The sequence below is a fragment of the Cupriavidus sp. 05N39 genome (genome assembly GCF_056397325.1).
In genome coordinates this window covers 74,200-100,256 of the sequence record NZ_JBFTNE010000022.1, presented here as the reverse complement: position 1 = coordinate 100,256, position 26,057 = coordinate 74,200, and the positions used below count along the sequence as shown (strand labels likewise).

Below are 26,057 nucleotides of genomic sequence, written 5' to 3'. Positions count from 1 at the left end.
TCTACTCGGCCGTTCCATCTTTGCGGCGGCTGGTCTTCAATCCTGCAGCGCGGCCCACATTTCCTTGTCGCGCTGCGCGGTCCAGATGCGCGGGTGCTTGATGCCGCTGGCTTCGTCGAAGGCGCGCGACACGTCGAACGGCAGGCAGTGCTCGTAGATGAAGACATGGCCGAACTTCGGGTCCATCGATTTGCGCGTATGGGCCATCGCGCTCTTCAGGTCGAGGCGGTCCACCACGGCCTCCTTGCCAGCCTGGAACAGCGTGGTGACGAAGTCCTTGGTGTACTCGATGCCCTTCCTGACCTCCTCCGTGTTGGTGAGGGCAGGGCCACGGCCGGGAACCAGTTTCTCGGCGCCCAGTGCATGCAAGGCATCCAGCGTGGCCGGCCATTGCTCAAGCTGTGCATCGCCGCAGTAGCACGCGGCGTCGTATTCCACCAGGTCGCCGGAGAACAGCACCTTTTGCGAAGGCAGCCAGACCACCGTGTCGCCCTTGGTATGGCCGGAGCCCAGATGCGCGATGCGGACTTCGAGCTTGCCGAGGTACAGCGTGATTTCCCTCTCGAACACCAGCGTCGGCCAGGTCAGGCCCGGCACGGTCTCGACGCCGGCGAACAGGCGCGGGAAGCGCTCGATCTCGGACTTCATATCCGCTTCGCCGCGCTCGACGATCATTTCGTAAGTGCCGCGGCTGGCGATGACCTGCTGCGCGCCCTCGGCGAAATAGGCCGACGCGCCAAGCACGCGCACCGCGTGGTAGTGCGAGAGCACGACGTACTTGATGGGCTTGTCGGTGACCGAGCGGATCCTGGCGATCAGGTCCTGCGCCATGGCGGGCGTGGCGGTGGTGTCGACGATCAGCACGCCGTCGTCGCCGATGATCACGCCGGAGTTGGGGTCTCCCTCGGCCGTGTACGCGTAGGCGTTCTCGGAGAGTTGGGTGAAGGTGACTTTCTTGGCTTCCAGGTCGGCCTGGGATGCGAATGCCTTGCTCATGCTTGCCTCTTTCTTTTCTGCTGCGTGGGGAAAAGACGAGACAGCAGGCGCCGGGGCGGATCACTGCATAGCGGGGGACTGTCTCGCCCCGTTTTTCACTCTGTAGCTGCACCGGTATCGGGGTAAGGCCATCTTAGGAATCTCAGCGAAATTAGTCAATAACAAATAGAGTTGTTTTTGACTAATAGAATGCGAGAGCCGAATGCCGCACAGAAAACCAAGGGGAAACCCTCGGTGATGCGGGAGGCGGGGCGTCTGGTCGATTACTATCTGGGTTTTCAAGCGAGAGGCGAATGGCAAGATCAGCGGACAACACGTCGGATGCCGGTGGCGCGGAGAAAGCGCAGCGCGGCATACAGAGCGTCGAGGTCGGCGGCCGTTTCCTGCGGGCGCTGGCCGATGTCCGTGCCCCGATGACCCTGGCCGACCTCGCGGCTGCCGTGYAGATCGCGCCCGCGCAAGCACACACTTACCTCGTCAGCCTGGTGCGGCTTGGATTGATCAAGCGCGATCACTTGTCCGGGCGCTACGAGCCCGGCCCGCTGGCGCTGCAGCTCGGGATGCTGTTTCTCGACCATGATCCCGCCTACCGGGCAGCGGTGCCGCGCGTGGCCGCGCTCGCCGCGTCGTGCGGATTCAGCGTGGCGATCTGCGCCAGCGGGCCGCAGGGCCCAACCATCGTCCGCTATGCGCACGCCGGTTCGCCCTTGCACGTGAACCTGCACGTGGGCTCGGTCATGTCGCTGTCGGCAACCGCGACCGGCCGCGTGTTCTGCGCGTTTCTCCCGCCTGGGCAATGGCAGGCAATCTGGCAACAGCAGCAGCCTGGCGGCACGCCCGACGCCGCCTTCGGCGCTACCCTTGCCGCCATCCGCGAGCGTGGCATCGAGCGCAGCATCGATGCGCCGAGCCCGGCGGTCAGCAGTCTCAGCGTGCCGGTGCTCGACACCAGCGGCCGCTTGCGCCTGGCGCTGACCGTGGTCGGCTCGACCGGCGCCATCGATGTGGACTGGCGCGGCCCCGTGGCACTTGCCCTGCTCGGCACTGCGGCAGCCATCCGTGACGCCATCGCCGGTACTCCCGAATGACCCCAGCACCCACGCCAACCGACGACAGCCAGGGCGAAGCCGCCAAACCGCAGCGCGGTATCCAGTCGCTGGACAACACCGGCCAGTTGCTCGCCGCGTTGGTGGCGGCAGGGCGGCCCTTGCCGTTGCGCGATCTCGCGCGCGCGGCCGGCATGCCGCCCGCCAAGGCGTTCCCGCATCTGGTCAGCCTGCAGAAGATCGGCCTGCTGGCGCGCGATGCGGCGGGCAATTTCCTGTCCGGCCCGCTGGGCCTCGAACTCGGGCTGATCGCCTTGCAGCGGCTCTCGCCAACCCGCGAAGCCGAGCCGGAAGTGATCGAACTGGCGGGCGCGACCAGCCTGAGCGTGGCAATGGCAGTGCTCGGCCCGCTGGGGCCGACGGTAGTCCGCCTGGAAGAAGCCGCGCGGCCGCAGCACGTCAGCCTGCGGGTGGGTACTGTGCTCTCGCTGGTCAATACGGCGATCGGCCGGCTGTTCGCGGCGCACTTGCCGGAGCACGCGCTGATTGGCCTGATGGGTCAGGACGAGCTTCGGCTGGCCGGTGTGCGGAAATCGGAAGTCGTCGAAGCGGATGGCGGCGCGGGCGAAGCGCTTGCGCTAGCGTACGCGGCCCGGCTGGCGCAAATTCGCGCGCAGCGGATCGACAACGCGCTGAGCCGGCCCGTGCCCGGCATCGACACACTTGCGGCGGCCGTGTTCGACCACACCGGCAGCGTTGCGCTCGTCATCGCCCTGATTGGCACGTCGGGCAGCTTCGACAGCGGTATAGATGGCGCCACGGCCAGGACCCTGTTGCAAGCGGCGCGGCGGCTGTCGTGGCGGTTCGGCGCGATGGAACCGGCTGAGGCGGACGGCTAGGCGCCTGCGCGTTCAGGCGCGTTCTCATTGTCCCTTTGCCACGCGCCGCGACCGCTTCACCGGCGGTGGCGATGCCGCCGGTTCATCCTCCCCGACGAACACCTTGGGATAGTGTTCAAAGGTCCGCTTCACCAGCTCGCGCAGCCAGATGATTGCCGGGTCATGGTGGAAACGCGGGTGCCAATGCTGCTTGATGGCAAATTTCGGCAGCGCCACCGGCGGCTGCATGACGCGCACCGTGCCGTATCTTGCAAAGACGTTGGCGAGTTCCAGCGGCACGGTGGCAATCAGATCCGGATGCTGTTCGATCAGTAGCGGCACAACCAGGAAGTGGGGCGTGGACAGGTAGATGTTCCGCTTGATGCCGTGATCGTCGAAGGCGCTGTCGTAGGCCGCGCTGGCTCGCCCTGACAGCGTGACCACAATCTGCGGCATGCGCTGAAATTGCTCCAGCGTCAGGGCTTCGCCGATCTCGCGGTTGCGCGCGCTTACGATCGTCACGAAGGAATGCATGAACAGGCGCTGCTGGAACAGGCCCTCCGGCGCGGCGCGGATGGAGCCAAGCGCCAGGTCGGCTTCCCCGGAACCGAGCAGGCCTTCGATCTGCTGCAGCGGCACTTGCAGCGTGCGCAGCGTGCAGTGCGGTGCTTCGCGGCGCAGCCTGCTGATCAGCGGCGGCAGGAAGACCAGTTCGCCCATATCGGTCATGCACAGATTGAACGTGCGCCGCGCCGCCAGCGGGTCGAAGCGCGCCTGGGACAGGACTTGCTGTCTCACCGTCGCCATCACGCCGACGATGGCTTCGGTCAGTTCCTCCGCCTTGTGCGTGGGCATCATGCCCTCTGGCGTCTTGACGAACAACTGGTCGTCGAAGAACGCGCGCAAGCGGTTCAGGGCGTGGCTCATCGCGCTTTGCGTCAGGCCCAGTTCCTGCGCCGCCTTGGTCACGCTGCGTTCCCGCAGCATCGCGTCGAATACCGACAACAGGTTAAGGTCGAGCTCGTCTGTATGCATGGCCTACATTCCCGCTATTAGGTAGATGACGTTGACGCATGTTTGCTCCAAACCTATTCTGCAGTCAAGGACCCCGCAGATGGGTCCCGGCATACGGAGACAGACATGACGCCCCACCTGTTCGCGCATTTCCACCCGCAACCCCGCCTGCACGGGGCATCGCCCCCATCCTGATTTCCCTCCTGGTCCAGGCCACGGCACCTTAGCCCGGTCTGGCAGCTTCAATTCCTCGCCCGCGCATCGCCGGAAGGCAATGCGTGCACGGCGACGCGCGCCCCGGATTTCCACGCCGGGCGCAACGAGACTTTCCGAAGGAACGCAGCATGTTTATCAAGAACACCTGGTATGTGGCCGGCTGGGACAATGAGATCCCCGCCGAAGGCATGTTCTCCCGCACCATCATCGGTGTACCGGTGGTGATGTACCGCAAGGAAGACGGCAGCATCGTCGCGCTGGAGGACCGCTGCTGCCATCGCGGCGCGCCGCTGTCGGTCGGGCGCAGGGAAGGCGACTGCATCCGCTGCATGTACCACGGCCTGAAGTTCGACAGCGCAGGCCACTGCATCGAGGCGCCCGCGCAGGAGCGCATTCCGCCACAGGCCAAGGTGCGCAAGTTTCCAATCGCCGAGCAGCACCGCTGGATCTGGATCTGGATGGGGGATCCGGACAAGGCCGATCCGTCGCTGATCCCGGATACGCAGTGGCTGGACCACCCGGACTGGCGCAGCCAGGACGGCTATATCCACTATGACGTGAACTACCTGCTGATCTGCGACAACCTGCTGGATTTCTCGCACCTGCCGTTCGTTCACCCGACCACCCTGGGCGGGAGCGAGGACTATGCAGCCGTCAAGCCCAAGGTGGAGCGTATCGATGGCGGCGTGCGGATTACGCGCTGGGCCATCAATACCGAGGCGCCCGCATTCGCCAAAGCCGTCAAGGAATGGCCCGGGAAAGTCGACCGCTGGAATATCTACAACTTCACGATCCCGGCCATCCTGCTGATGGACTCCGGCATGTCTCCCACCGGCACGGGCGCGCCGGAGGGCGTGCGCGTCGATGCCGCGGAGTTCCGGGGTTGCCAGGCGATCACCCCGGAGACCGAGAACTCCACGCACTACTTCTTCGCCCATCCGCACAACTTTGCCATCGACAAGCCGGAGGTCACCGCGTCGATCCACCAAAGCGTGGTAACGGCGTTCGACGAGGACCGCGAGATCATCTCGGCGCAACAGCGAAGCCTCGCGCTCGAGCCGAACTTCAAGATGATGCCGTTCYCCATCGACGCGGCGCTGTCGCAGTTCCGTTGGGCCGTGAACCGCAAGATCGAAGAGGAAGCGGCAGAATCCCCGGCACCCGTTGAGAAGACGGCGATGTCCGGGGTGAGGTAGCACGGCATGCTCGAACTGATCGTATCCAGGCTGACCTCGGAGGCGGAGGGCGTTCGCGGCATCGAGTTGCGGCGTCCTTGCGGCGGTGCCTTGCCCGCCTTCACCGCGGGCGCGCATATCGATGTTCACCTGCCAGGCAATATCGTCAGGCAGTATTCGCTCTGCAACGACCCGGCCGAGACCCACCGCTACTGCCTTGGCGTCGGGCTCGCGCCGTCTTCGCGCGGAGGCTCGCAATATGTTCATGCCGGGCTAAGGGAGGGCGACCCGGTCACCGTGAGCGTGCCGCGTTCGCTGTTTGGCATCGACGCGGCTGCCACGGCGCATGTCTTTATTGCCGGCGGCATTGGCATCACGCCGGTTCTCAGCATGATTCGCTGGTGCGAAGCCAACGGCAGGCCATGGAAGCTGCTCTATTGCATGCGTTCGCGCCAGCGTGCGGCTTACCTGGATGTGTTGTCGCGATATGGCGAACGGGTGCAGCTTCATGTCGATGACGAGAGCCGGGGCGAACTGGCGGACCTGTCCGCATTTCTCGGCGCGCTGGCCGACGGCAGTCATGTGTACTGCTGCGGACCATCGCCGCTGATGGACGCGGTGGCCGCCACGGCGGAAGCGGCGGGCGTGCCACGGGCCGCCACGCACTTCGAACGGTTCAGTGCCGAGCCACGGCAAGCCAGCGCAAGGGCGGAGCAGGCATTCACGGTGATCCTGCACCGGCACGGCGGCCGCTTCATCGTTCCCGCCGGCTCCACCATTCTCGAAACCCTGGAACAGAATGGCGTGCCGCTGCCATTCGCCTGTCGCGAGGGCCTGTGCCGCAGCTGCGAAGTACCGCTCTTGTCCGGCATGGCGGACCACCGCGACCATGTGCTGGGCGATGCGGAGCGCGAGGCGAACACGGCCATCATGATTTGCGTTTCCAGGGCACTGACACCCGAGCTTGAACTGGATATCTGAGCCTGCCCGGAACGCCTCGCCGCCACCATACCCTCACCACGCGCGCCACCGAGATGGCCGCGATACACCAAGGAGACAAAGCGATGTTCCATCCCACCCGCGCACTGATGACTGTCGTGCTTGCCATGTCCGGCCTGGCCGCAGCCACCGCCCATGCCGATATCAACATCGGCGTCACCTTGTCGCTGACCGGTCCTGCGGCGTCGCTGGGCATTCCGGCGAAGAGCGCCATCGACCTTCTGCCCAAGGACGTGGCGGGGCAGAAGCTGAACTTCATTGTGCTCGATGACGCCTCGGATCCGAGCGCCAGCGTTCGCAACTTCCGGCGTCTGGTGGATGAACACAAGGTGGATGTGGTGATGGGTTCCTCGGTCACGCCATCGACCATCCCGCTGGTGGACGTTGCCGCCGAGACCAGGGTGCCGCTGATGAGCCTGGCCGCAAGCGCGAGGATCGTCGAGCCGCAAGACGAGAAGCGGCGCTGGGCATTCAAGGCAATCCAGAACGAAAGCCTGATGGTCGGCGCCACGCTTGACCACATGCGCCAGACCGGTGCGAAGACGCTGGCGTTCATGGGCTTCTCGGATGCTTACGGAGACGCGTGGCTGTCGGCGCTCCAGCCGCTGGCGGACAAGGCCGGCATCAGGCTCGTGGCGACGGAGCGCTACGTGCGCACCGACACCAGCGTGGTAGCCCAGACACTGAAGATCATCGCCGCGAAGCCGGATGCCGTTCTGGTCGCCGCGTCCGGAACGCCCGGCGCCTTGCCGCAGAAGACGCTCGCCGAGCGTGGCTACAAGGGCAAGGTCTACCAGACCTATGGCATCGCCAACCGGGACTTCCTGCGCGTGGCGGGAAAGGATGCGGAGGGTGCGATCTTTGCCGTCGGGCCGGTGCTGGTAGCCGACCAGCTTGAGCCGGACAGCCCGATGCGTCCCGTCGCGCAGGATTTCATCAAGCGATACGAGGCCGCTAACGGGCAGAACTCGGCCTCGATCTTCTCGGCCAATGTCTGGGACGCGGGCCTGGTCCTGCGCTCGGCGATTCCCGTTGCCCTCGGCAAGGCCAGGCCAGGCAGCGAAGCGTTTCGCGCTGCGCTGCGCGATGCGCTGGAGAGCACCAGCGGCGTCGTGACAACCCAGGGCGTGACGACGATGTCCAGGTCCGACCATGTTGGCTACGACAAGCGGGCGGCCGCGCTGGTGCAGATCCAGAGCGGTGCCTGGAAGTATCTGAAGTAGGGTGGCGGACGGACAAGCGGCTTTCGCCCCGGCGGCCGCATTTTCCGGATTTGCTACTGCGGTTTTATTCTTGGACCATCATGCCGCCGCTTGCCTAGACTGGCTCACCTGGCATCTCGCCAACTCAACCATTGCCAGTCCAAACTCAAGGTGAACGGCTTATGAACCTGCGCGCATTGCTTTCAACACTCCTGACCGCCACGGCGGCGCTAGCCATTGGCGCCGCCCCGGCGCTGGCTGCCGACAAGACCATCAAGGTAGGCGTGCGCGGCGGCGTGGACGAGGAGATCTGGGAGGTGGTCACACAGGTGGCCAAGAAGCAGGGCCTCAATGTGCAGCCGATCGTGATCACCGGCACCGCCAGCCCCAACGAAGCGCTGAACAACGGCGACCTCGACGCCAATGCCTTCCAGCACATCCCCTTCCTGCGCGACCAGGTGAAGCAGCGCGGCTACAAGATCGTGGCGGTGGCGGATACGCTGATCTCGCCGATCGCCTTCTACTCGCGCAAGTACAAGTCGCTGGAATCGCTGCCGCAGGGCGCGCGCCTTGGCATTCCCAACGACCCGAGCAACCAGACCCGCGCGCTGGTGATCCTGCGCGATCACGGCCTGATCAAGCTGCGCGATGGTTTCGACCCCTACACCGGCACTGCCGCGCTGGCCGACGTGACCGCCAACCCGAAGAAGCTGGACCTGGTGGAAAGCGCCTCGGTGGTGCTGGCGCGCTCGTTGCCCGACGTTGACGCCGCGGCGGTGGTCAACACCTTTGCCTACCAGGCCGGCCTGATCGCCACGCGCGACGGCATTGCCGTGGAGAAGAAGGAGCACAACCCCTACGTGAACGTCATCGCGGTACGCGAGCGCGACAAGGCCGCGCCGTGGGTGGCGCCGCTGATCAAGGCGTACCACTCGGACGAGGTGCGCAAGTTCATCCTGACCAAGTTCCAGGGCTCGGTGATTCCGGCGTTCTGAGCTTCGGATTTGCGATTTCCGATTCCCGATTGTTGTTGTTCCTGCAATTCCCAGGAGGATCCTGATCGTGTCACAGGTGCTATCGCTGCAATCCAGTCCGCCGCATATCGTCTTCGCGCATCTCGGCAAGCGCTATGCGGGCGCGCAGGCCCCGGCACTGGAGGATGTTTCCTTCACCGTGGCGCGCGGCGAGATATTCGGCATCATCGGCCGCAGCGGCGCGGGCAAGTCCACGCTGCTGCGCACCATCAATATGCTGGAGCGCCCGGGCACCGGGCAGGTTCGCGTGGATAACGTGGACGTGGGCGGACTCGATGAAAACGGCCTGGTGGCGTTGCGGCGGCGCATCGGCATGATCTTCCAGCATTTCAATCTGCTCTCGGCCAAGACCGTGTTCGAGAACGTTGCCTTGCCCTTGCGCGTGGCGGGCGTGCCGCGCGCGGAGATTGCGCCGCGCGTGATGGCGCTGCTGGAACTGGTGGGGCTGGCCGGCAAGGCGCAGGTCTATCCGGCCACACTCTCGGGCGGGCAGAAGCAGCGCGTGGGCATTGCGCGCGCGCTGGTGCACCGGCCCGAGATCCTGCTGTGCGATGAAGCCACCTCGGCGCTGGATCCCGAAACCACGGAGTCCATCCTGGCGCTGCTGCGCGACATCAATCGCCAGCTGGGCCTGACCGTGGTGCTGATTACGCACGATATGGCGGTGATCCGCCAGGCTTGCGACCGCGTGCTGGTGCTCGACCACGGCCGCGTGGTCGAACTCGGCAACGTGTGGCAGGTATTTGCCGAGCCGCAAGCCGACGCCACGCTGGCTTTGCTGCGGCCGCTGCGGCTGGAGATGCCGGCCCCGGCCGGTGCGAATTCGAATTCCAATGCGGCGTACGCGGGTGCGCGCGCCGGCCATTCCGAGGTACGCGGCTATGCTGCCCATGGTTGACAAGTACATACGCGCACTGGGCGAGACCCTGCTGATGGTGAGCAGTTCGTGCCTGGTGGTCTTCGTGGCGGGCATGGCGCTGGCGATCGTGCTGACGCTGAGCGCGCCGGGCGGCCTGCGGCCCCGGCCGCGGCTGTACCGCGCGCTGTCCGCGCTGGTCAATACCTTCCGCTCGATCCCCTTCATCATCCTGCTGGTGGCGATGCTGCCGGTGACGCGGCTGATCGTCGGCACCACCATGGGCACCTGGGCGGCGGTGGTGCCGCTGAGCGTGCACCTGATTCCCTTCTTCGCGCGCATCGCGCAGGTGAGCCTGAACGAGATCGATCCGGGCTTGATCGAGGCCGCGCGCGCCATGGGCTGCCGGCGCTGGCATATCGTGCGGCACGTGCTGCTGCCCGAGGCGCTGCCGGGTATTGTCGGCGGCGCCACGGTCAGCGTGATCGCCATGATCGGTTCTTCCGCCATGGCCGGCGCGGTGGGCGCCGGCGGCCTTGGCGACCTTGCCATCCGCTATGGCTACGAGCGCTACGAGACCGCGGTGATGTTCAACGTGATCGTTATCCTGGTGGCGCTGGTGACGCTGGTGCAGTTCGGCGGCGAACGGCTGGCACGGCGTTTCGACCACAAGCGCTGATCCGGCCAGCGCGTTCACCCGTCAGCGTACGGTCGAGGCATCCTGCCCGAACAACACGCGCTTCGACGCTTCATCGACTACCGGTGCGGTATTGATCGTCTTCGCCAGCGCGTAGGCGCGTTCGGTGGCGGGGCGCGCCCGTATGCGCGCAAACCAGTTTGCCAGATGCGGGAAGTCATCGAGGTTCTGGCGCTGCCGTTCGTGCGGCACCACCCACGGGTAGCAGGCGATATCCGCTATCGAATATTCGGCACCGCAGATGTATGCACGACCGTCTGCCAGGTGCTTGTTCAGCACACCATACAGCCGCGCCGTTTCCTTCACGTAGCGCTCGATGGCGTAGGGCAGTGGCTCGGGCGCGTATTGCACGAAGTGATGGTTCTGGCCTGCCATCGGCCCGAGCCCGCCCATCTGCCAGAACAGCCATTGCAGCGCCATGTTGCGGCCACGCAGGTCCGCCGGGATGAAGCGCCCGGTCTTGTCGGCCAGGTACAGCAGGATCGCGCCCGACTCGAAAGTGGAGACCGGCTCGCCGCCATCATCGGGCGCCTGGTCGACGATGGCCGGGATGCGGTTGTTCGGGGAGATCTTCAGGAAGGCGGGCTCGAACTGTTCGCCGCGGCTGATATTCACCGGGACCACGCGATAGGGCAGGCCAGCCTCTTCGAGGAACATCGTGATCTTGTGGCCGTTGGGGGTGGTCCAGTAGTACAGATCGATCATGTGGATGGTCCTGTTGTGCCGCATGGCAGGCACGGGGAAACGGGAGGCCTGGACGGGCTTGCATGCAGGTGGATTATAGGATCGCCTCCCTTTCCCTGCTGCGGCCGGGACCAGCCGGCGTGGACTACCGCGGTGGCTGCCGGCATGCGCAGCCCGCTTCGCCGGGCGCTACGGCTCAGTTCGTCAGCGGCGGGCACGGCGCCGGATCGCTGCGCAGCGCCGCCAGCACGCGCGGGTCGCGGCTGGCGCGCAGCAGTAGCAATAGGGCCGCCAGCCCGAGGCCGGCCAGGGTAACGGCGGAGGTCGCGGGCATGAGGCCTCTGGCGTCCGTTTGCGCTTATTGACGGTAAGACGGGTCGCTGCGGTCGAGCTGCCGTAGCAGGGCGGCCCAGTGTTTGCGCGTGACCGGTCCGCCAGCATTGTTCACCACCACGTCCGCTACCTTGCGGGCCACCGCATCCGGCGCGATCACCAGCGGCGCGCCACCGGACTGCGCGGCAAGCTGCGCGACGCAGGCACGCTCCAGCATGTGCAGTTCCTGGAAGGCTTGCGCGATGGTAGGCGCGCAAGTCAGCAGGCCGTGGTTGCGCAGGATGAAAATGTCCTTGTCGCCCAGATCCGCCACCAGCCGCGAGCGTTCGTCCAGATCGATGGCGATGCCCTCGTAATCGTGATACGCCACCCGGCCGAAGAAGCGCATGGCGTGCTGCGAGATCATCAGCAGCCCGTCGCGCTGGGCCGAGACGCCGATGCCGGCGGCGGTGTGGGTATGCAGCACGCATCCTACGTCGTGGCGCGCGCCGTGGATGGCGCTGTGGATCACGTAGCCGGCGGGGTTGATGCCAAGGCCGGTGTCGTCGCGCAGGATCCGGCCGTCGATATCGACCTTGACGAGGTTGGACGCAGTGATCTCGTCGAACGTCAGGCCATAGGCATTAATCAGGAAATGTTCGTGCGGACCGGGCACGCGCGCGGAGAAATGGGTGTAGATGTGATCGGTCCAGCGGAACTGCGCCGCCAGCCGGTAGGCCGCCGCCAGCTCCACGCGCACAGCCCATTCATCGGGCGAGACCTCGGTCTGGACAGCGGGGAAGTGCAGGGCGGGAAGGGACTGGCTGGTGTCAAGCCAGGCCAGCTGCGGTTCGGTGACGGCGTTCATGCGGCGCTCCGGCGTATGGGGATGGTGCCGCAACATCATACGGCTGCGGGTCAGGCTTGCCAACGCCGCAATCGGCATATGGAAATGCGCTGGCGGAGCTTGCGCGCGCGGCCGCCGACGCGGCATCCCGTAGAATCCGTTGCAGCGCATGCACAACACATAAAACGAAAAAACAGGAGAGCCCCTTGAAGAAGCCCATTTCCCTGATCGCTGCCGCCGCACTGACGCTGGCCGGCACGCTTGCCCATGCCGCCTACCCCGAGCGGCCCATCAAGCTGATCGTGCCTTTCCCGCCGGGACAGGCCACCGACATCTTCGCGCGCGCGCTGGCCGAGCGCCTGGGCAAGCAGCTTGGCCAGCCGATCGTCGTGGACAACCGCGCCGGTGCCGGCAGCAACCTCGGCATGGAGCTGGCTGCGCACGCCGCGCCCGATGGCTACACGCTGGTCATGGCCGGCAGTGCCATGGCGATCAACCAGACCCTGTACAAGAAGCTGAATTACAACCCGCGCCAGGATTTCCAGCCGATCTCGGGGGTGTTCTCGGTGCCGCTGGTGTTCCTTGCCACGCCGGCTTCGGGCATCGTCTCGCTGCGCGACCTGATCGCCAGGGCCAAGGCCGCACCCGGCAAGTACAGCTACGCCAGCGCCGGCGTGGGCGGTACCCAGCATCTCTCCGCCGAGATGCTCAAGGCCCAGGCCGGCATCTTCATGGTGCACATTCCCTACAAAGGCAGCGGCCCGGCGCAGGCTGACTTCCTTGGCAACCAGATCCCGCTGATGGTGGATTCGGTGACGGCGGCGCTGCCCCTGATCCAGTCAAAGAAGGCCGTGCCGCTGGCGGTGACGGTGGCCAGGCGCACGCCGCAGCTGCCCAATGTGCCCACGGTGCGCGAGGAAGGCGTTGCCGGTTTCGAGGCGCTGGGCTGGGCCATCCTGATGGCGCCCAAGGGCCTGCCGCCCGCGCTGGTGAGCCAGCTCAACGCGGAAACGGTGAAGGCCTTGCAATCGCCGGAGCTGGGAAAGTTCATCACGGACCGCGGCTCGGAACCGATGCCGATGAGCCCGGAGGAAACCGGGAAGTTCCTCGACAGCGAGATTCGCAAGTGGGGCGCGGTGGTGAAGCGTTCCGGGGCGCAGGCAGACTGAGTCGCGCGGGACCAGGAAACGGAATCCTCCGGACTTCCGATTGACGCGCTGCGAAGGGTTCCCTACTCTGGGACAGTGTCCGGCGTTCAGGAGAAGAAGGATGAGAAAAAATGCCTACCCCAAGGCGATCACCGCGCTGCTCCTGGTCGACCCGTACAACGACTTCCTGTCGGACGAAGGCAAGCTCAACCGACCCGCCCGGGCCGTGGCCGATGCCACCGGCACGGTCGGGAATATGCGCCGGGTGCTAGCCGCCGTGCGGGCGGCGGGCATCACGGTCTTCTACGTGCCGCATCACCGCGCCACGCCGGATGATTTTGCCGGATGGAAGCACCTGTCGCCCTACATGGCCGGCGCGCATCGCGTGCAGCCTTTCGCGGCAGGGTCCTGGGGTGGCGAATGGCATCCCGATTTCATGCCGCAACCGCAAGACGTCATGGCCACCGAACATTTCGGGTCCAGCGGCTTTGCCAACACCGACCTTGACCATCAGCTCCGGCGGCGTGGCATGGAGCATCTGATCGTGATCGGCATGCTGGCGAACACCTGCATCGAGACCACCGCGAAATTCGGCGCCGAGCTTGGCTACCACATCACGCTGGTAAAGGACGCGACCGCGGCGTTTTCCCCGGAAGCCATGCATGCCGCCCACGAGATCAACGGCCCGACGTATGCCCACGTGATCCTGACGACGGACGAACTGCTGCCGCAACTGCAGGCAGCGGGCTAAAAGCGCGATGCAGCGGGGGTGCTCCGGCGCAGCTATGCGACGGCGTCTCTMGCCATCCTGCGACGGCAATGCGCCATGGCCCGGACGATGTGCTCCCGGACCATGTAGATGCTGAGGCAATCGGCGACTTCAGCACGCGTCACGCCTTCCACCTTGCGTATGCCCGTGGCGTGCTACAGCGCACGCACAGGAATGCACAGCTCGCAGGTCAGCACCCCCGTGCGCCGGTCCAGCGCGGACACTGCCGAGAACCGCTCGAAGCACGGGCGCTCGTCGCATTGCATGCCGCTCGACGGCAGCCATTCCCGGGTCAGCCACATCCACGCCTCGCCGATGGTGGCAGGGGCGCCGCTGAATGGCGCCACGGCGTAGCGTCCGCCCGGCAGGACGGCGATGCTGGCCTGGCCGCCGGGCTGGAACGCTTCCGGTACCGCCACGCAGGCGTCGTAGCGGCACTTGTCCGGCGGCGTAATGCCCGGGGCGTCGTGGCCGATGCCATAACACGTCTGCTCACCCAGGCCGTTGGCATGCATCCATGGCGCGACGGCTTCGCGCCAGAACGTGCCGATCGCCGGGCCGTAGGGACCGATGTGGCGCTGGTAGGCGACACGTACCTCGGGTAGATCGATGATGCGGACTTCCATATTGCGCTCTCCATGTGCTTGGTGGGAGCCGCCATGGTCGGTGAATGCACGGCCGTCCACCTGACTGGCATTGCGCAGGACCTGATCCGGATTGCTATCCGGATTGCCATGGCGGTTGGCATGGCGCTCGCGTGCCGCCGCCATTTGCTCGGCCCGGTGTTGCGCCGCGCCAGCGCGCCAGGCCGACGGCGTGCAGCCAAACCTGAGCTTGAAGGCGCGCGCAAATGCCTCGCCTGACCCGAATCCCGTGGCCAGTGCGATTTCCAGCACCGAGGCCTCCGGTTTGCAGGACAAGTGAAATGCCGCGGATTCGAGCCGGCGCCGGCGCGCGTAGTCGCCCAGCGTCTCACCCATCCATGCCGCGAACACGCGATGAAAATGGAATCGGGAAAAATTCGCCACATCCGCCAGTTGCGCCAGGTCGAGCGCCGTGTCCAGATGCTGGTCGATATAGTCGAGCACGCGGTTCATGCGCCGCGCGTACTCTGCGCGATGGATGCGCGGCAGCGGTGGGTCGGACGGGTCGGTAGATGCCATGGCTGCGGATTATGGCATGGTGGCGATGCGCACAAACCGTCGCGGGCATGGGAAACGCCCCGCGCGAGGCGGGGCGTTTCAACCTTTCAGCCTTTCAGCCGATCGACCCTTCAGCCAGCCACGCGCGCTGTCGCACGCGAGCCAGCGCGGGCTGTCATGCCGGGTCAGGCGAGCGCGGGGTAGTCGATATAGCCTTCGGCGCCCGGATGGTAGTAGGTCGCTGGCTGCGGCGCGTTCAGCGGCGCGTCGATCTGCAGGCGGCGCGGAAGGTCGGGGTTGGCGATGAACAACTGGCCAAAGGCCACGGCATCGGCTTCGCCGGCTTGCAGCACATGCTCGGCCGTTTCCTTGGTCATCTGTTCGTTGGCGATATAGACGCCGCCGAAGGCCTTCTTCAGCGCGGGGCCGAGGCGGTTGTCGCCGAGCGCTTCACGCGAGCAGATAAAGGCGATGCCGCGCTTGCCGAGGTCGCGGGCCACATAGCCGAAGGTGGCGCCCAGGTCCGAGTCGCCCATGTCGTGGGCATCGGCGCGCGGCGCCAGGTGCACGCCCACGCGCGATGCGCCCCATACGTCGATGCAGGCGTCGGTCACTTCCAGCAGCAGGCGGGCGCGGTTCTCGATCGGGCCGCCGTAAGCGTCGGTGCGCTTGTTGGTGCTGTCCTGCAGGAACTGGTCGAGCAGGTAGCCGTTGGCGCCGTGCACTTCCACGCCGTCGAAGCCGGCGGCCTTGGCATTTTGCGCGCCGTGGCGGTAGGCCGCGACGATGCCCGGGATCTCATCGGTTTCCAGCGCGCGCGGCGTGACATACGGGCGCTTGGGGCGCACCAGGCTGACATTGCCCGCGGCCGCGATGGCGCTGGGCGCCACCGGCAGCTCGCCGTCGAGGAAGACGGGGTCGGAAATGCGGCCCACGTGCCATAGCTGCAGGAAGATGCGGCCGCCGGCGGCGTGCACGGCATCGGTCACTACCTTCCAGCCGGCCACTTGTTCGTCGGACCAGATGCCCGGGGTGTCGGCGTAGCCCACGCCTTGCGGGGTGACGGAAGTGGCTTCGCTGAGGATCAGGCCCGCCGAAGCGCGCTGCACGTAGTACTCGGCCATCAGGGCATTGGGCACGCGGCCGCCGCCCACCGCGCGCGAACGCGTCAGGGGCGCCATGATGACGCGGTTGGGAAGATCGAGGTCGCCGATACGGATCGGATCAAAGAGTGTAGGCATGGCTATTGGTCTTGGTACCGAAAAGGGTGGAGGAGGATGACGCACCATGGACTTGGTGCGGCTTCGGGCGCTTGCGCGCCGCCAGGTTTCACAGATCGCTATGCATGTGATCCAGAAAAGCCTGGATGGTCACTTCGTTGCGCTTGAAAAAAATCCATTGGCCAACCCGCTTGGACGTCACCAGGTCGGCGCGCTGCAGCGTGGCGAGATGCGCCGACACGGTGGACTGCGACAAGCCCGTGCGCGCGTCGATCAGGCCCGCGCAGACGCCCAGCTCAAGCGGGTAGTCCTGTATGGCGAAGTTCTCCTGCGGCGATTTCAGCCAGGCCAGGATATTGCGCCGCACCGGGTTTGCCAGCGCTTTGTGGATGGCGTCGATGTCGATCGGGTTTGAGTCGGAACTCGCGTCGGGGGTGGCTTCAGGGTTCACTGCTGTCACGGAAGGGATATTTGTTTCGCAGGCTGGCGAAACAAATATCTGCTTCTCACAAAATTAATATCGTGACTATACGATATGTGTCGGGACTTTGCCGGAGGGGCGAAAACATCACCAATTGGCCCCATTCCGGGAAAGGTTTTAGCGAAACCCAATCTGGTTGCTTTAAGAAACCATGAAGGTTAGACTTCACTTGGTTTTTTTACAAAACCAGATGGAGCCCGTCATGACTTTTAACCCAGGAAGCGCAGCCGCATTGCGTGCGGCAGCGCCTTCGATGCCTTCTTCGCTGGTCTGGCTGTTCGCGCTGGCTTGCGGCCTCAGCGTGGCCAACGTCTACTACGCGCAGCCCTTGCTCGATGCCATGGCGCATGAATTCGGCTTCGGCACCGGCGCGGCAGGCATCGTGGTCACAGCCACGCAGGCGGGCTGCGCGCTGGCGCTGCTGTTGCTGGTGCCCGTGGGTGACCTGGTCGACCGGCGCCGCCTGATACTGCTGCAATTGTTGTTGCTGGCGATGGCGTTGGCCCTGGTGGCCCTGGCTTCCTCGCGCGTTGCCTTGCTGGCCGGCATGCTCGCCGTGGGCTTGCTGGGCACGGCCATGACGCAAGGCCTGATCGCGTTCGCCGCCACGCTGGCCGCGCCCGCCGAACGCGGCCGCGTGGTAGGCGCGGCGCAGGGCGGCGTGGTGATCGGGTTGCTGCTGGCGCGGGCCCTGGCGGGCGTGCTGGCTGACCTGGCCGGCTGGCGTGCCGTGTATGTGGTCTCGGGCGTGCTGGCGCTGCTGATGATCGCCGTGCTGGCGCGCCGCCTGCCGCATCGGCACGGCGCGCCGTTGCGCATGAGTTATGCGCGCCTGCTGGGCTCGATGTTCACGCTGCTGGCGCACGAGCGCACGCTGCAGATCCGCGGGGTACTCGCCATGCTGATGTTCGCCGCCTTCAGCGTGTTCTGGACCGCGCTGGTGTTTCCGCTGAGCGCGCCGCCGTATTCGATGTCGCATACGGCCATCGGCGCCTTCGGGCTGGTGGGGGCGGCGGGCGCGCTGGCGGCGGCGCGTGCCGGCCACCTAGCGGATCGCGGGCTGGGCCAGGCGACGACCGGCGCTGCGCTGGTGTTGCTACTGGCCTGCTGGCTGCCGCTGGGTTTCGCGCAGCAATCGCTGTGGCTGCTGGTGGCCGGCGTCATTGTGCTGGACCTTGCCGGGCAGGCCATCCATGTCACCAACCAGAGCCTGGTGTTTCGCGTACAGCCGGAAGCGCACAGCCGGCTGGTGGGCTGTTACATGTTGTTCTATGCGCTAGGCAGCGGCGCCGGCTCGATCGCCTCGACCCACGTCTATGCGCGCGCCGGATGGTCCGGCGTGTGTGTGCTGGGCGCCGCCATCAGCGCCGCTGCGCTGGTGTTCTGGGCCCTGACCTTGCGCGCGATGCCCCGGCCGCTTGAATAGCAATCCCCCCGTTTGCGTGGTAATCCGGCAGGAACTTTCATTTTGCTTGCGGATCCAGTATGGAAATCGGGCTGATCACGTCAACCAAAACCCGCCCGCTCGCGTAAGAGCGGTGTCACCTACAGGTGTTCGAGATCAGGCAGGCTATCCATGACCTTCAGCTTTTCACGTGTGATGCCGGTGTTGCTGCTGGCTGCTGCCGCCGGCCTGCTGGGCGCGTGCGCGCAGGGCGGCGGCGCGCCGGACAGCGGCAGCGCCGCGGCGACCCTGAAACCGGCCGACCTGCACTGGCTCAACACCGTCACCTTCGGCGCCAACCAGGCCAGCATGGAACGGCTGCGCAAGCTGGGCCGCGAACGTTATCTCGATGAACAGCTCAAGGCGCCCGCCACCGATGCCGGCGAACTCGCCGCCACCATCGGCGCGCTGAGCATTGCACAGCAAAGCGGCGAGCAAAGGCTGCGCAGCGTGCGCGCCGAGCAGCAGCGCATCAATACGCTCACGGACGATGACGAAAAGCAAAAGGCGCGCGATGCGCTGAACCGCGGCGGCAACGAGGTGCTGCTCGATACCAGCCGGCGCCATCTGCTGCGCGCGCTTTACTCCACAGCGCAGTTGCGCGAGCAGATGACATGGTTCTGGATGAATCACTTCAGCGTGTACTCCGGCAAAGGCTCGATACGCTGGGTGCTGGCCGACTACGAAGACAAGGCAATACGCCCGCGTGCGCTGGGCAAGTTCCGCGACCTGCTGATGGCCACGGTGACCGCGCCGGCCATGCTGGAGTACCTGGACAACGCGCAGAGCGCGGTCGACCGCATCAACGAGAACTACGCGCGCGAGCTGATGGAATTGCATACGCTGGGCGTGTCCGGCGGCGCAAGCGGTTCGCGCTATTCGCAGCAGGACGTGCAGGAACTGGCCCGTGTGCTGACCGGACTGGGCATCAATGCCAGCGGCCAGCCGCCGAAGCTGCCGCCGCAAAAGCAGGCGCTCTACCGCGCCGATGGCGTATTCGAGTTCAATCCGGGCCGGCATGATTCCGGGCCCAAGACGCTGCTCGGCCATCGTATCGAGCCGACCGGGTTCCACGAGGTGGAGCAAGCCGTGGACATTCTCAGCCGCGAGCCCGCCACGGCGCGTTTTATCTCCTACAAGCTCGCCGCGCATTTCGTTGGTGATGCGCCGCCGCCATCGCTGGTCAACCGCATGGCGGCCACGTTCGTGCAGAGCGACGGCGATATCGCGGCGGTGCTGCGCACGCTGTTCCTGTCGCCGGAGCTGAACGCAACGCTGGCCTCGGGCAACCGCAAGTTCAAGGATCCGATGCAGTTCGTGGCCTCGTCGCTGCGGCTGGCCTACGACGGCCGCATGGTGGCCAACCTGCGCCCGGCCATCGCCTGGCTCAACCAGCTGGGCGAGCCGCTTTATGGCCGCATCACGCCGGACGGTTTCCCCGCCGCGGAAAGCGCGTGGGCCAGCTCGGGGCAGATGGTCAAGCGCTTCGAGATTGCCCGCGCGATCGGTTCCGGGCAGGCTGGCCTTTTCTCCAAGGATGATGGCAAGCCGGCCGAGCGCACCGGGTTTCCGCAACTCGGCAACCGCGTGTTTTTCGACAGCATCGAACCCACCCTCGGGCCCGCCACGCGCACCGCGATGACGCAGGCAGCTTCGCAGGCGGAGTGGAACACCATCCTGCTTTCCTCGCCCGAGTGGATGCAGGAATGAGAGGCCCTGCCCTGGATCAAGGAGCGACCCATGCAACGACGTGAATGGCTAAAGGGCGCCGGGCTGGCGGGACTGGCTGCGCTGGCACCCGGCATTGCCTCGCGCGCCTACGCGCTGCCGCAGCAGGCCGATGCGCGTTTCCTGCTGGTGTTCCTGCGCGGCGGCTACGATGCCACCAATGTGCTGGTGCCGGCAGGCAGTGATTTCTACTACGCGTCGCGTCCGAATATCGCCATCGCCAGGCCGGCTGCGCAGGGCGCCCCGGCCGATCCGCGCGCCGCGCTGTCGCTGGCGGCGGCCTTCGATGGCGGCGCGGACCGGGGCATCGACACGTGGGCGCTGCATCCCGCGCTCAAGGACAGCCTGCTGCCCTTGTGGCAGAAGCAGCAGCTTGCCTTTGTGCCCTTTGCCGGCACGGCGGACTCCTCGCGCAGCCACTTCGAGACGCAGGACAGTATCGAGGCGGGTTTGCCGCTGGCTGCGAACGGAAAGGGCAACGGCCGCGCCGATCCCTCGCTGCGCGGCACCGGCTTTCTCAACCGGCTCGCCGAGTCCATGGGCGGACGCGCCGCGCCGGTAGCCTTTACCGACGGCCTGCCGATGGTGCTCAGCGGTGCGCTCAGTGTGCCCAATGTCTCGCTCAAAGGCACCGGGCGCACGCCCTTCGACGAACGCCAGACACGCGTGCTGGCGCAGATGTACCGCGGCACGCGTTTCGAGTCGCTGATCAACGAGGGCTTCGAGCTGCGGCAGACCGTGGCGCAGGAGGCCGAGGCCATGCAACGCCGCAACAGCATGATGGCCGCGAACCTGCCCGCGCAGCCCGAGCCCGACATGGCCAGCCGCATGCAGGAAATGCAGGCGGCCAACCGGCGCGCGCTCAGCGCCAAGGGTTTCGAACTGGAAGCGCGGCGCATGGCCAGCCTGATGCGCGAGCGCTTCAACCTGGGCTTTATCGACGTGGGCGGCTGGGATACGCATGTGAACCAGGGCGGTGCGCAGGGGCAACTGGCCAACCTGCTGGACAACCTGGGGCGCGGCGTCGCCGGCTTTGCCGATGAGATCGGCCCGGTGTGGAGCAAGACCACGGTGGTGGTGGTTTCCGAGTTCGGCCGCACCTTCCGCGAGAACGGCACGCGCGGCACCGACCATGGCCACGGCACCGTGTACTGGGTGGCCGGCGGCGCGGTGCGCGGCGGGCGCATAGCCGGCGAGCAGGTGGCGGTAGAGCAGCGCACGCTGAACCAGAATCGCGACTGGCCCGTGCTCAACGAATACCGCGCCATGCTGGGCGGCCTGTTCAGGCGCCTCTACGGGCTGGACGATGCGCGCCTGGCGCATGTGTTTCCCGATACCCGCGCGGTGGATATCGGGCTGCTCTAGCCGCTTCATCCCCTGGCCGGCAGCACCGGCCGCCCGATCTTGCCCGCGATGCGGCCGGTCACGATCCAGTAGCTTCCAGCGCTGCCTGCAGCCTCTCCATTTCCGCCATCATCTCCGCCGTGAACTCCGGTCCTTCCCATGCCCGATAATCCTGCCGCGCATAGGCCAGCGCATTCTTGTAATACAAAAACGCATTGAGCCGGTTGCGCACATAGTTGTTCTGCGTGCGCGTGACCTTGCCGGGGCTGCCCATCACGATGGAATTGGGCGGAATCACGGTGCCCTCCTTGAGGAAAGCATGTCCGGCGACGATGCAGTTATCGCCGATTACGCAGCCATCCATGATGGTGGCGTTGATGCCGATCAGGCAGTTGTCGCCGATCGTGCATCCGTGGATCGTGCAGTGATGCGTGATGGAGCAATGGCTGCCGATGATGGTTGGCGAGCGGTCGCCGATATGCAGCATCGCGAAGTCCTGGATATTGGTGTAGGCGCCGATCACGATTTCCCTGCTCTCGGCGCGCGCGGCGACATGGATCCAGATTGATGCGCCCTCGTGGATGGTGATCTTGCCATAGAGGTAGGCCGATTCGTGCACGTAGGCGGTGGGATGCAAGCGCACATCGGGTCCGATGACTGCCATGACTGTCTCCTTGAATTATTCTTTTGAATGCGGAGATTGTACGTGGATGCGCTCACGCGCTTTCGCGCGGCACGCTGCGAAAGCCCAGGCTCCCCTGGCGCAAAAAGCAGGGAAACCGGGCCGAAGCGCCCGCGTTTGGCCGCACTTTCACCTGGCCGCGGCTGGTCCTATGCTATGCAGACGCAGCCGTTACCGCGGAGTCCGCCGTGCCCGTCCATCGTTCGTTTGTTTCCGTGCGGATCGCCATGATTGCGCTCGCCGCCGCCGCCATGCTGGCCTGGCCCGCGCGCGGCGGCGATAACGACAAGGAAAACCGTGGCCGCGATCCCTTCTTCCAGATCTCTTCGCGCATCGCCGGTTGCCCGGAGCCGCTCGGGCCCCGCGTGGACGAGGCGCAATGGCGGCGCGATGCCCATCACCGGATCGAAGATGGCAACCACTGCTATGTGGAAGGCCGCTGCCGCCTCGCCAATTCCTACCAGTACGAGAAGGAGATCGTGGAAAGCACGCGCCGCCGCCTGCAGTCGCTGTCGCTCGCCATGCCGGGCTGGCAGGATTCCACGCTGTGGCTCACAGTGCGGGGGCGCTGGCTGCTGGTGCAGGGCTGCGTGGGACGTGGCTTCGCGCATCAGCCGTTCATGGCGGCGCTGCGCGAGGTGGCGGATGTGGAGATCGTGATAGACCAGACCACCGACGATCCTGCGCGCGGGGTGCCTTACCCCTTGTTCGGTGACCGCCAGGGCGTGGCGGCGCCGGCCCGGCCGCAATCCGCTGGCGGGCAGAAGTAAGCACTTTCTTGCCGTGCATGGATGCTTCCGTTCCGGTGTCTGTCCCGGTTGTGGGCCGCGATGCCAAGTGCTACCTTCGGGGCATGCTGGTGGCCCGGCCGGGCCGAAATCCCTCTATCCAGGGGGATCGCCAGCGCGAGGTTTCTGGCTTGGGACAAGACATGACCGCTCACCCTTACGGGCCGACGCGCGCCTTCCGAAGACTGGGCGCGGTGTTATTTCCACTGCTGTTATGCGGGCTTCCCGATGAAGGGATGGCTCAGCAAGGGCAAACCGGCAGCGCAGCGCCCGAGGGCATCCCCGGCACCATCTGCGACGCGCCCTGGTTCCAGTCGGGGGCGCGCGCGCAGATGGAGGCCAGTGGCGACATGCCGATGTCGATCACCATGACCATCCGGCATCCTTCGATCACGGAGAAGGGCTGCAGCGCATGGCTGTCGATCCATTCCAAGTCGGCGCTGGCGGCCATGATGGGCCCGCCGGTGGTCATGGACCAGGTGCACAGGATGAGCTTTGACCGGGGCGCTACGCCCGGCGCGGTGGCCACGGTGAGCAGCCAGCGCGCCACCATCAATGCGCAGGCGCGCTATACGCGCCTGTTCGGGCAGGCCTCGTTCCAGGGCAAGGGCGTGCTGAGCTATGCGGGCCTGGCCATCAGGGAGGGCGTCGTGCTGCCTGGCGAGACCCTCAGTTCCAGCCTGGACCTGGAGATACATAGCCTGGCAACGGACGAGATGGTCACCACCATTCGGGCCCCCTCGGCCTCGGTCTCCATCGGCGAGCGCCGGGTCGGCCGCGCGCAATCCATCGAGACCGCGATGGGACGCCGCGAATGCATGCCCATCACCTATGAGAAGCGATCCTCGCTGGGGCCATTGATGATGGGAGACGACCTCATCCAGACCGAGCCGACGATCATGAACGTCACCGACTGGTACTGTCCGACCGAGGCGTTCGTGCTGCGTACGGAAGTGCGCCAGAAGGGGAAGGTCGAGCGGATCGATACGACGGCGATTGGCCTGGATGAGGATGCGCCGTGATCCGGGAAGCAAGACGCTAACGAGAGGAGTGCCCTGGTATGAATGAAGATAAGGCACTGCTGCCAGTGCTGCAGCAGCTTGAAACCGAACTACACCAGCCTGCCGCCGGCGGCGACAGGGATCGGCTGGACGTGCTGCTGCATGACAGTTTCCTGGAGATTGGCCGGTCCGGGGGCATTCACACCAAGGCCGAGACGCTCAGCGAACTGCCCCCCGAGGCCGCATCCGGCACGATATGGGCGCAGGACTTCTCGCTGCGGCAGCTCGCGCCAGACGTTGCCATGCTGAACTACCGGTCGGCGTGCCGGCGGCCGGACGGCCGGCTGGAACGGCATACCCTTCGCACTTCGATCTGGAAGCTTACCGACAAGGGCTGGCAGATGTTCTTTCACCAGGGCACGCCGACGGACCCTTTCTCTACCTGATGAGCTTCAATCCGGCTGACCTGGCCGTTTTCACGTCAAACGTGGCCGTGTATTCACATTGCGCGTCGTGGCAGGCGCGTTCTATCAAGCAGTCCGCGAAGTCGGCTGCCGAGGAGGCAAACACCCTTAGGGCTTTCCAAACTGTCTCTGACGCTTCAACGGCGAGTTCTTTCGTCCGCAGCAGCGTCTCGATAACCCGAACGATATCTTCGCGTTGCGCGTCATAGCATTTGCTCAACACCCAGACGACCTCGACCAGTACCACTTGCGTCACGTAGCCTTGCCGCTCGGTCGATAGCGACTCGATCAGGGCATTGGCTTTGGGTGACTGCACGGCATCGTCTTGCGCAAGGTAACGAACAAGTACATTGGTATCGAGGCCAATCATCGCGCCGAGGCGCCTTGCCCGGCGATGGCAGCGTTCATATCCTCCACCGAGACCGGCCGTTTCGGACTGCCAATGATGCCTTTCAGCGCCGTTACCGATTGAATGGCTGGAACGACCTCATAACGACCGGATTGCTCATTCATGATGAATTCGATCCGGTCACCTGAACCTACGCCTAACGCATTGCGCACGTCGACAGGGATGGTGACCTGCCCTTTCGAAGTGATTGTTGCTGACGTCATTGTGAGCTCTCCTGCGGAACCTGATTCCTTACTTTAGTGTAAGGATATGGAAATCTCAAGGGAATGGCAGCGGCAGCCCCTATCGACGCCCAGAAAAATAGCTTGCAATTTAATCGTGCGCGATATAAATTTCAGCCCATGGACACGAAACGCACCTCCCGGACCAAGCAAGCTGCACCTGACGCCACGCTCAGTGCCGCGTCGGCGCAGCTGCTGGACCAGCAGTTCTGCTTTTCCGTGTACGCCACGTCGCTTGCGCTGAACAAGCTGTACCGCAAGCTGCTGGCGCCGCTGGGCCTGACCTATCCGCAATACCTGGTGATGTTGGTGCTGTGGGAGGCCGATGGCCTGACCGTTTCGGAAATCGGCGCGCGGCTGCACCTGGATTCGGCCACGCTGACGCCGTTGCTCAAGCGGATGGAAGCCCAGCAACTGGTGCGGCGCGAGCGCGCCGCCGCGGATGAGCGCCAGGTCATCGTCTCGCTGACCGCCGAAGGTCGTGCGCTCAAGGAACCGGCCGAGGCCGTGCCCCGCGCGGTGCTGTGCGCTTCGGCGTGCAGCGTGGAGCAGGTCGTGGCGGTGAAGGCGGAACTGGACAAGTTGCGCGAACGGTTCGCCGAAGCAGGCGGCTGATCAGGATCGCGGTGCCAGGGCGATGCGAGCCACTGGCGCCAGGCGGGCCAGGCAGGAGGGCGGCCCGTTTTTATTGTAATTTATATAGCGTACTATTTAATAGTTAGCTATTTAATATGGAAGGCTCCCGGGCTTTCTCGAACCGCAGGCTCGACGAGCCGGCTTTATCACTTATCAGGAGTGCCATCATGTCGATCGAAAAAGTCCTCTACCGCGCTACCGCCACCGCAACCGGAGGCCGTGACGGCCGCGCGGTATCGTCTGACAACGTGCTGGACGTCAAGCTGGCCACGCCGCGCGAACTTGGCGGCGCGGGCGGCGCGGGCACCAACCCGGAACAACTGTTCGCCGCCGGCTATTCGGCCTGTTTCCTCGGCGCGCTGAAGTTCGTCGCGGCCCGCGACAAGGTGGCGCTGCCTGCCGATACCGCCATCACCGGGCAGGTTGGCATCGGTGCCATTCCCACGGGCTTTGGCATCGAGGTGGACCTGAACATCGCGCTGCCGGGGCTGGACCGTGCCGTCGCGCAGTCGCTGGTGGACAAGGCACACATCGTCTGCCCGTACTCGAATGCCACGCGCGGCAATATCGACGTACGTCTCAACCTGATCTGAGCGCGGATCCGGATTCCAGGCAGTTGGCGCG

At 65.5% G+C, this 26,057-nt stretch carries 29 protein-coding genes; 18 read left to right on the top strand and 11 right to left on the bottom strand.

Annotated elements, in window-relative coordinates:
• Positions 1-36: 36 nt before the first annotated feature.
• On the bottom strand, positions 37-996 hold the full coding sequence (locus tag AC1DN0_RS13305) for an MBL fold metallo-hydrolase (protein WP_441627673.1): 960 nt from the start codon (positions 994-996) through the stop codon (positions 37-39).
• A 293-nt stretch (positions 997-1,289) separates the two neighbouring features.
• Here AC1DN0_RS13305 and AC1DN0_RS13300 point away from each other — a divergent pair, with 293 nt between their 5' ends.
• Both AC1DN0_RS13300 and AC1DN0_RS13295 read left to right on the top strand, forming a co-directional pair.
• A complete protein-coding gene (locus AC1DN0_RS13300; RefSeq protein WP_477145770.1) occupies positions 1,290-2,084 on the top strand; it encodes an IclR family transcriptional regulator in 795 nt (264 codons plus the stop codon).
• Complete coding sequence (locus tag AC1DN0_RS13295) at positions 2,081-2,941, top strand: IclR family transcriptional regulator (RefSeq protein ID WP_441627669.1); 861 nt, start codon at positions 2,081-2,083, stop codon at positions 2,939-2,941. Before AC1DN0_RS13300 ends, AC1DN0_RS13295 begins: the two co-directional genes overlap by 4 nt.
• Positions 2,942-2,965: 24 nt before the next feature.
• Here the strand turns inward: AC1DN0_RS13295 and AC1DN0_RS13290 are convergent, their stop codons facing one another.
• A complete protein-coding gene (locus AC1DN0_RS13290) occupies positions 2,966-3,955 on the bottom strand; it encodes a LysR family transcriptional regulator (RefSeq protein WP_441627667.1) in 990 nt (329 codons plus the stop codon).
• Positions 3,956-4,278: 323 nt separating this feature from the next.
• Between AC1DN0_RS13290 and AC1DN0_RS13285 the strand changes: the two genes are divergently transcribed.
• The 6 genes from AC1DN0_RS13285 to AC1DN0_RS13260 all read left to right on the top strand — a co-directional run bounded on the left by AC1DN0_RS13285 (position 4,279) and on the right by AC1DN0_RS13260 (position 10,095).
• The gene (locus AC1DN0_RS13285; protein ID WP_477145769.1) at positions 4,279-5,346 is read left to right on the top strand and encodes an aromatic ring-hydroxylating dioxygenase subunit alpha; all 1,068 of its coding nucleotides are present in this window, start codon (positions 4,279-4,281) and stop codon (positions 5,344-5,346) included.
• A gap of 6 nt (positions 5,347-5,352) precedes the next feature.
• On the top strand, positions 5,353-6,306 hold the full coding sequence (locus AC1DN0_RS13280; RefSeq protein WP_477111327.1) for a PDR/VanB family oxidoreductase: 954 nt from the start codon (positions 5,353-5,355) through the stop codon (positions 6,304-6,306).
• An 83-nt stretch (positions 6,307-6,389) separates the two neighbouring features.
• Positions 6,390-7,547 (top strand): ABC transporter substrate-binding protein, encoded by a 1,158-nt coding sequence (locus AC1DN0_RS13275; RefSeq protein ID WP_441627661.1) that lies wholly within the window; start codon positions 6,390-6,392, stop codon positions 7,545-7,547.
• Between the two features lie 161 nt (positions 7,548-7,708).
• Positions 7,709-8,521, top strand: a complete 813-nt coding sequence (locus tag AC1DN0_RS13270; RefSeq protein ID WP_441627659.1) for a MetQ/NlpA family ABC transporter substrate-binding protein — start codon at positions 7,709-7,711, stop codon at positions 8,519-8,521.
• Positions 8,522-8,582: 61 nt separating this feature from the next.
• Complete coding sequence (locus AC1DN0_RS13265; RefSeq protein WP_441627724.1) at positions 8,583-9,458, top strand: methionine ABC transporter ATP-binding protein; 876 nt, start codon at positions 8,583-8,585, stop codon at positions 9,456-9,458.
• Positions 9,451-10,095, top strand: coding sequence for a methionine ABC transporter permease (locus AC1DN0_RS13260; RefSeq protein ID WP_441627722.1), 645 nt, complete (start codon positions 9,451-9,453; stop codon positions 10,093-10,095). The genes AC1DN0_RS13265 and AC1DN0_RS13260 overlap by 8 nt, the downstream gene beginning before the upstream one ends.
• A gap of 21 nt (positions 10,096-10,116) precedes the next feature.
• On the opposite strand, the gene AC1DN0_RS13255 is transcribed toward AC1DN0_RS13260, so the two are convergent.
• From AC1DN0_RS13255 to AC1DN0_RS13245, 3 genes are all read right to left on the bottom strand, one after another.
• Complete coding sequence (locus AC1DN0_RS13255) at positions 10,117-10,818, bottom strand: glutathione binding-like protein (protein ID WP_441627657.1); 702 nt, start codon at positions 10,816-10,818, stop codon at positions 10,117-10,119.
• 175 nt (positions 10,819-10,993) lie between these two features.
• The gene (locus tag AC1DN0_RS13250) at positions 10,994-11,131 is read right to left on the bottom strand and encodes a hypothetical protein (RefSeq protein WP_441627655.1); all 138 of its coding nucleotides are present in this window, start codon (positions 11,129-11,131) and stop codon (positions 10,994-10,996) included.
• Positions 11,132-11,155: 24 nt separating this feature from the next.
• A complete protein-coding gene (locus tag AC1DN0_RS13245; RefSeq protein WP_441627653.1) occupies positions 11,156-11,977 on the bottom strand; it encodes a class II aldolase/adducin family protein in 822 nt (273 codons plus the stop codon).
• 185 nt (positions 11,978-12,162) lie between these two features.
• Here AC1DN0_RS13245 and AC1DN0_RS13240 point away from each other — a divergent pair, with 185 nt between their 5' ends.
• Both AC1DN0_RS13240 and AC1DN0_RS13235 read left to right on the top strand, forming a co-directional pair.
• A complete protein-coding gene (locus AC1DN0_RS13240; protein ID WP_441627651.1) occupies positions 12,163-13,125 on the top strand; it encodes a tripartite tricarboxylate transporter substrate binding protein in 963 nt (320 codons plus the stop codon).
• A gap of 100 nt (positions 13,126-13,225) precedes the next feature.
• The gene (locus tag AC1DN0_RS13235; RefSeq protein WP_441627649.1) at positions 13,226-13,855 is read left to right on the top strand and encodes a cysteine hydrolase family protein; all 630 of its coding nucleotides are present in this window, start codon (positions 13,226-13,228) and stop codon (positions 13,853-13,855) included.
• A gap of 173 nt (positions 13,856-14,028) precedes the next feature.
• Here the strand turns inward: AC1DN0_RS13235 and AC1DN0_RS13230 are convergent, their stop codons facing one another.
• From AC1DN0_RS13230 to AC1DN0_RS13220, 3 genes are all read right to left on the bottom strand, one after another.
• Positions 14,029-15,036 carry an AraC family transcriptional regulator gene (locus tag AC1DN0_RS13230; RefSeq protein ID WP_441627647.1) on the bottom strand — a complete coding sequence of 336 codons (1,008 nt, stop codon included), beginning with the start codon at positions 15,034-15,036 and terminating at the stop codon, positions 14,029-14,031.
• A 164-nt stretch (positions 15,037-15,200) separates the two neighbouring features.
• Positions 15,201-16,256, bottom strand: coding sequence for an alkene reductase (locus AC1DN0_RS13225; protein ID WP_441627645.1), 1,056 nt, complete (start codon positions 16,254-16,256; stop codon positions 15,201-15,203).
• 88 nt (positions 16,257-16,344) lie between these two features.
• On the bottom strand, positions 16,345-16,641 hold the full coding sequence (locus AC1DN0_RS13220; protein ID WP_276291090.1) for an ArsR/SmtB family transcription factor: 297 nt from the start codon (positions 16,639-16,641) through the stop codon (positions 16,345-16,347).
• Positions 16,642-16,918: 277 nt separating this feature from the next.
• Here AC1DN0_RS13220 and AC1DN0_RS13215 point away from each other — a divergent pair, with 277 nt between their 5' ends.
• The 3 genes from AC1DN0_RS13215 to AC1DN0_RS13205 all read left to right on the top strand — a co-directional run bounded on the left by AC1DN0_RS13215 (position 16,919) and on the right by AC1DN0_RS13205 (position 21,253).
• Entirely contained in the window at positions 16,919-18,142 is a 1,224-nt protein-coding gene (locus tag AC1DN0_RS13215; RefSeq protein WP_441627643.1) for an MFS transporter, read from the top strand.
• Positions 18,143-18,292: 150 nt separating this feature from the next.
• A complete protein-coding gene (locus AC1DN0_RS13210; protein WP_441627641.1) occupies positions 18,293-19,870 on the top strand; it encodes a DUF1800 domain-containing protein in 1,578 nt (525 codons plus the stop codon).
• Positions 19,871-19,900: 30 nt separating this feature from the next.
• Positions 19,901-21,253, top strand: coding sequence for a DUF1501 domain-containing protein (locus AC1DN0_RS13205; protein ID WP_441627639.1), 1,353 nt, complete (start codon positions 19,901-19,903; stop codon positions 21,251-21,253).
• 58 nt (positions 21,254-21,311) lie between these two features.
• Here the strand turns inward: AC1DN0_RS13205 and AC1DN0_RS13200 are convergent, their stop codons facing one another.
• Positions 21,312-21,896 carry a gamma carbonic anhydrase family protein gene (locus AC1DN0_RS13200; RefSeq protein ID WP_441627637.1) on the bottom strand — a complete coding sequence of 195 codons (585 nt, stop codon included), beginning with the start codon at positions 21,894-21,896 and terminating at the stop codon, positions 21,312-21,314.
• 269 nt (positions 21,897-22,165) lie between these two features.
• Here AC1DN0_RS13200 and AC1DN0_RS13195 point away from each other — a divergent pair, with 269 nt between their 5' ends.
• The 3 genes from AC1DN0_RS13195 to AC1DN0_RS13185 all read left to right on the top strand — a co-directional run bounded on the left by AC1DN0_RS13195 (position 22,166) and on the right by AC1DN0_RS13185 (position 24,149).
• On the top strand, positions 22,166-22,684 hold the full coding sequence (locus AC1DN0_RS13195; protein WP_441627719.1) for a BON domain-containing protein: 519 nt from the start codon (positions 22,166-22,168) through the stop codon (positions 22,682-22,684).
• A 161-nt stretch (positions 22,685-22,845) separates the two neighbouring features.
• Positions 22,846-23,724 carry a hypothetical protein gene (locus tag AC1DN0_RS13190; protein WP_477102700.1) on the top strand — a complete coding sequence of 293 codons (879 nt, stop codon included), beginning with the start codon at positions 22,846-22,848 and terminating at the stop codon, positions 23,722-23,724.
• Positions 23,725-23,762: 38 nt separating this feature from the next.
• Entirely contained in the window at positions 23,763-24,149 is a 387-nt protein-coding gene (locus AC1DN0_RS13185; protein WP_441627635.1) for a nuclear transport factor 2 family protein, read from the top strand.
• Here the strand turns inward: AC1DN0_RS13185 and AC1DN0_RS13180 are convergent.
• Both AC1DN0_RS13180 and AC1DN0_RS13175 read right to left on the bottom strand, forming a co-directional pair.
• Positions 24,142-24,537, bottom strand: a complete 396-nt coding sequence (locus AC1DN0_RS13180) for a PIN domain-containing protein (RefSeq protein WP_441627633.1) — start codon at positions 24,535-24,537, stop codon at positions 24,142-24,144. The two genes, AC1DN0_RS13185 and AC1DN0_RS13180, sit on opposite strands and share 8 nt — an antisense overlap.
• Complete coding sequence (locus tag AC1DN0_RS13175; RefSeq protein ID WP_276291057.1) at positions 24,534-24,779, bottom strand: AbrB/MazE/SpoVT family DNA-binding domain-containing protein; 246 nt, start codon at positions 24,777-24,779, stop codon at positions 24,534-24,536. Before AC1DN0_RS13175 ends, AC1DN0_RS13180 begins: the two co-directional genes overlap by 4 nt.
• A 138-nt stretch (positions 24,780-24,917) precedes the next feature.
• Here AC1DN0_RS13175 and AC1DN0_RS13170 point away from each other — a divergent pair, with 138 nt between their 5' ends.
• Together AC1DN0_RS13170 and AC1DN0_RS13165 are read left to right on the top strand one after the other, a co-directional pair.
• Positions 24,918-25,412, top strand: a complete 495-nt coding sequence (locus tag AC1DN0_RS13170) for a MarR family winged helix-turn-helix transcriptional regulator (RefSeq protein WP_441627630.1) — start codon at positions 24,918-24,920, stop codon at positions 25,410-25,412.
• A 188-nt stretch (positions 25,413-25,600) separates the two neighbouring features.
• Positions 25,601-26,026, top strand: a complete 426-nt coding sequence (locus AC1DN0_RS13165; RefSeq protein ID WP_441627628.1) for an organic hydroperoxide resistance protein — start codon at positions 25,601-25,603, stop codon at positions 26,024-26,026.
• The last annotated feature ends 31 nt before the right edge of the window (positions 26,027-26,057 follow it).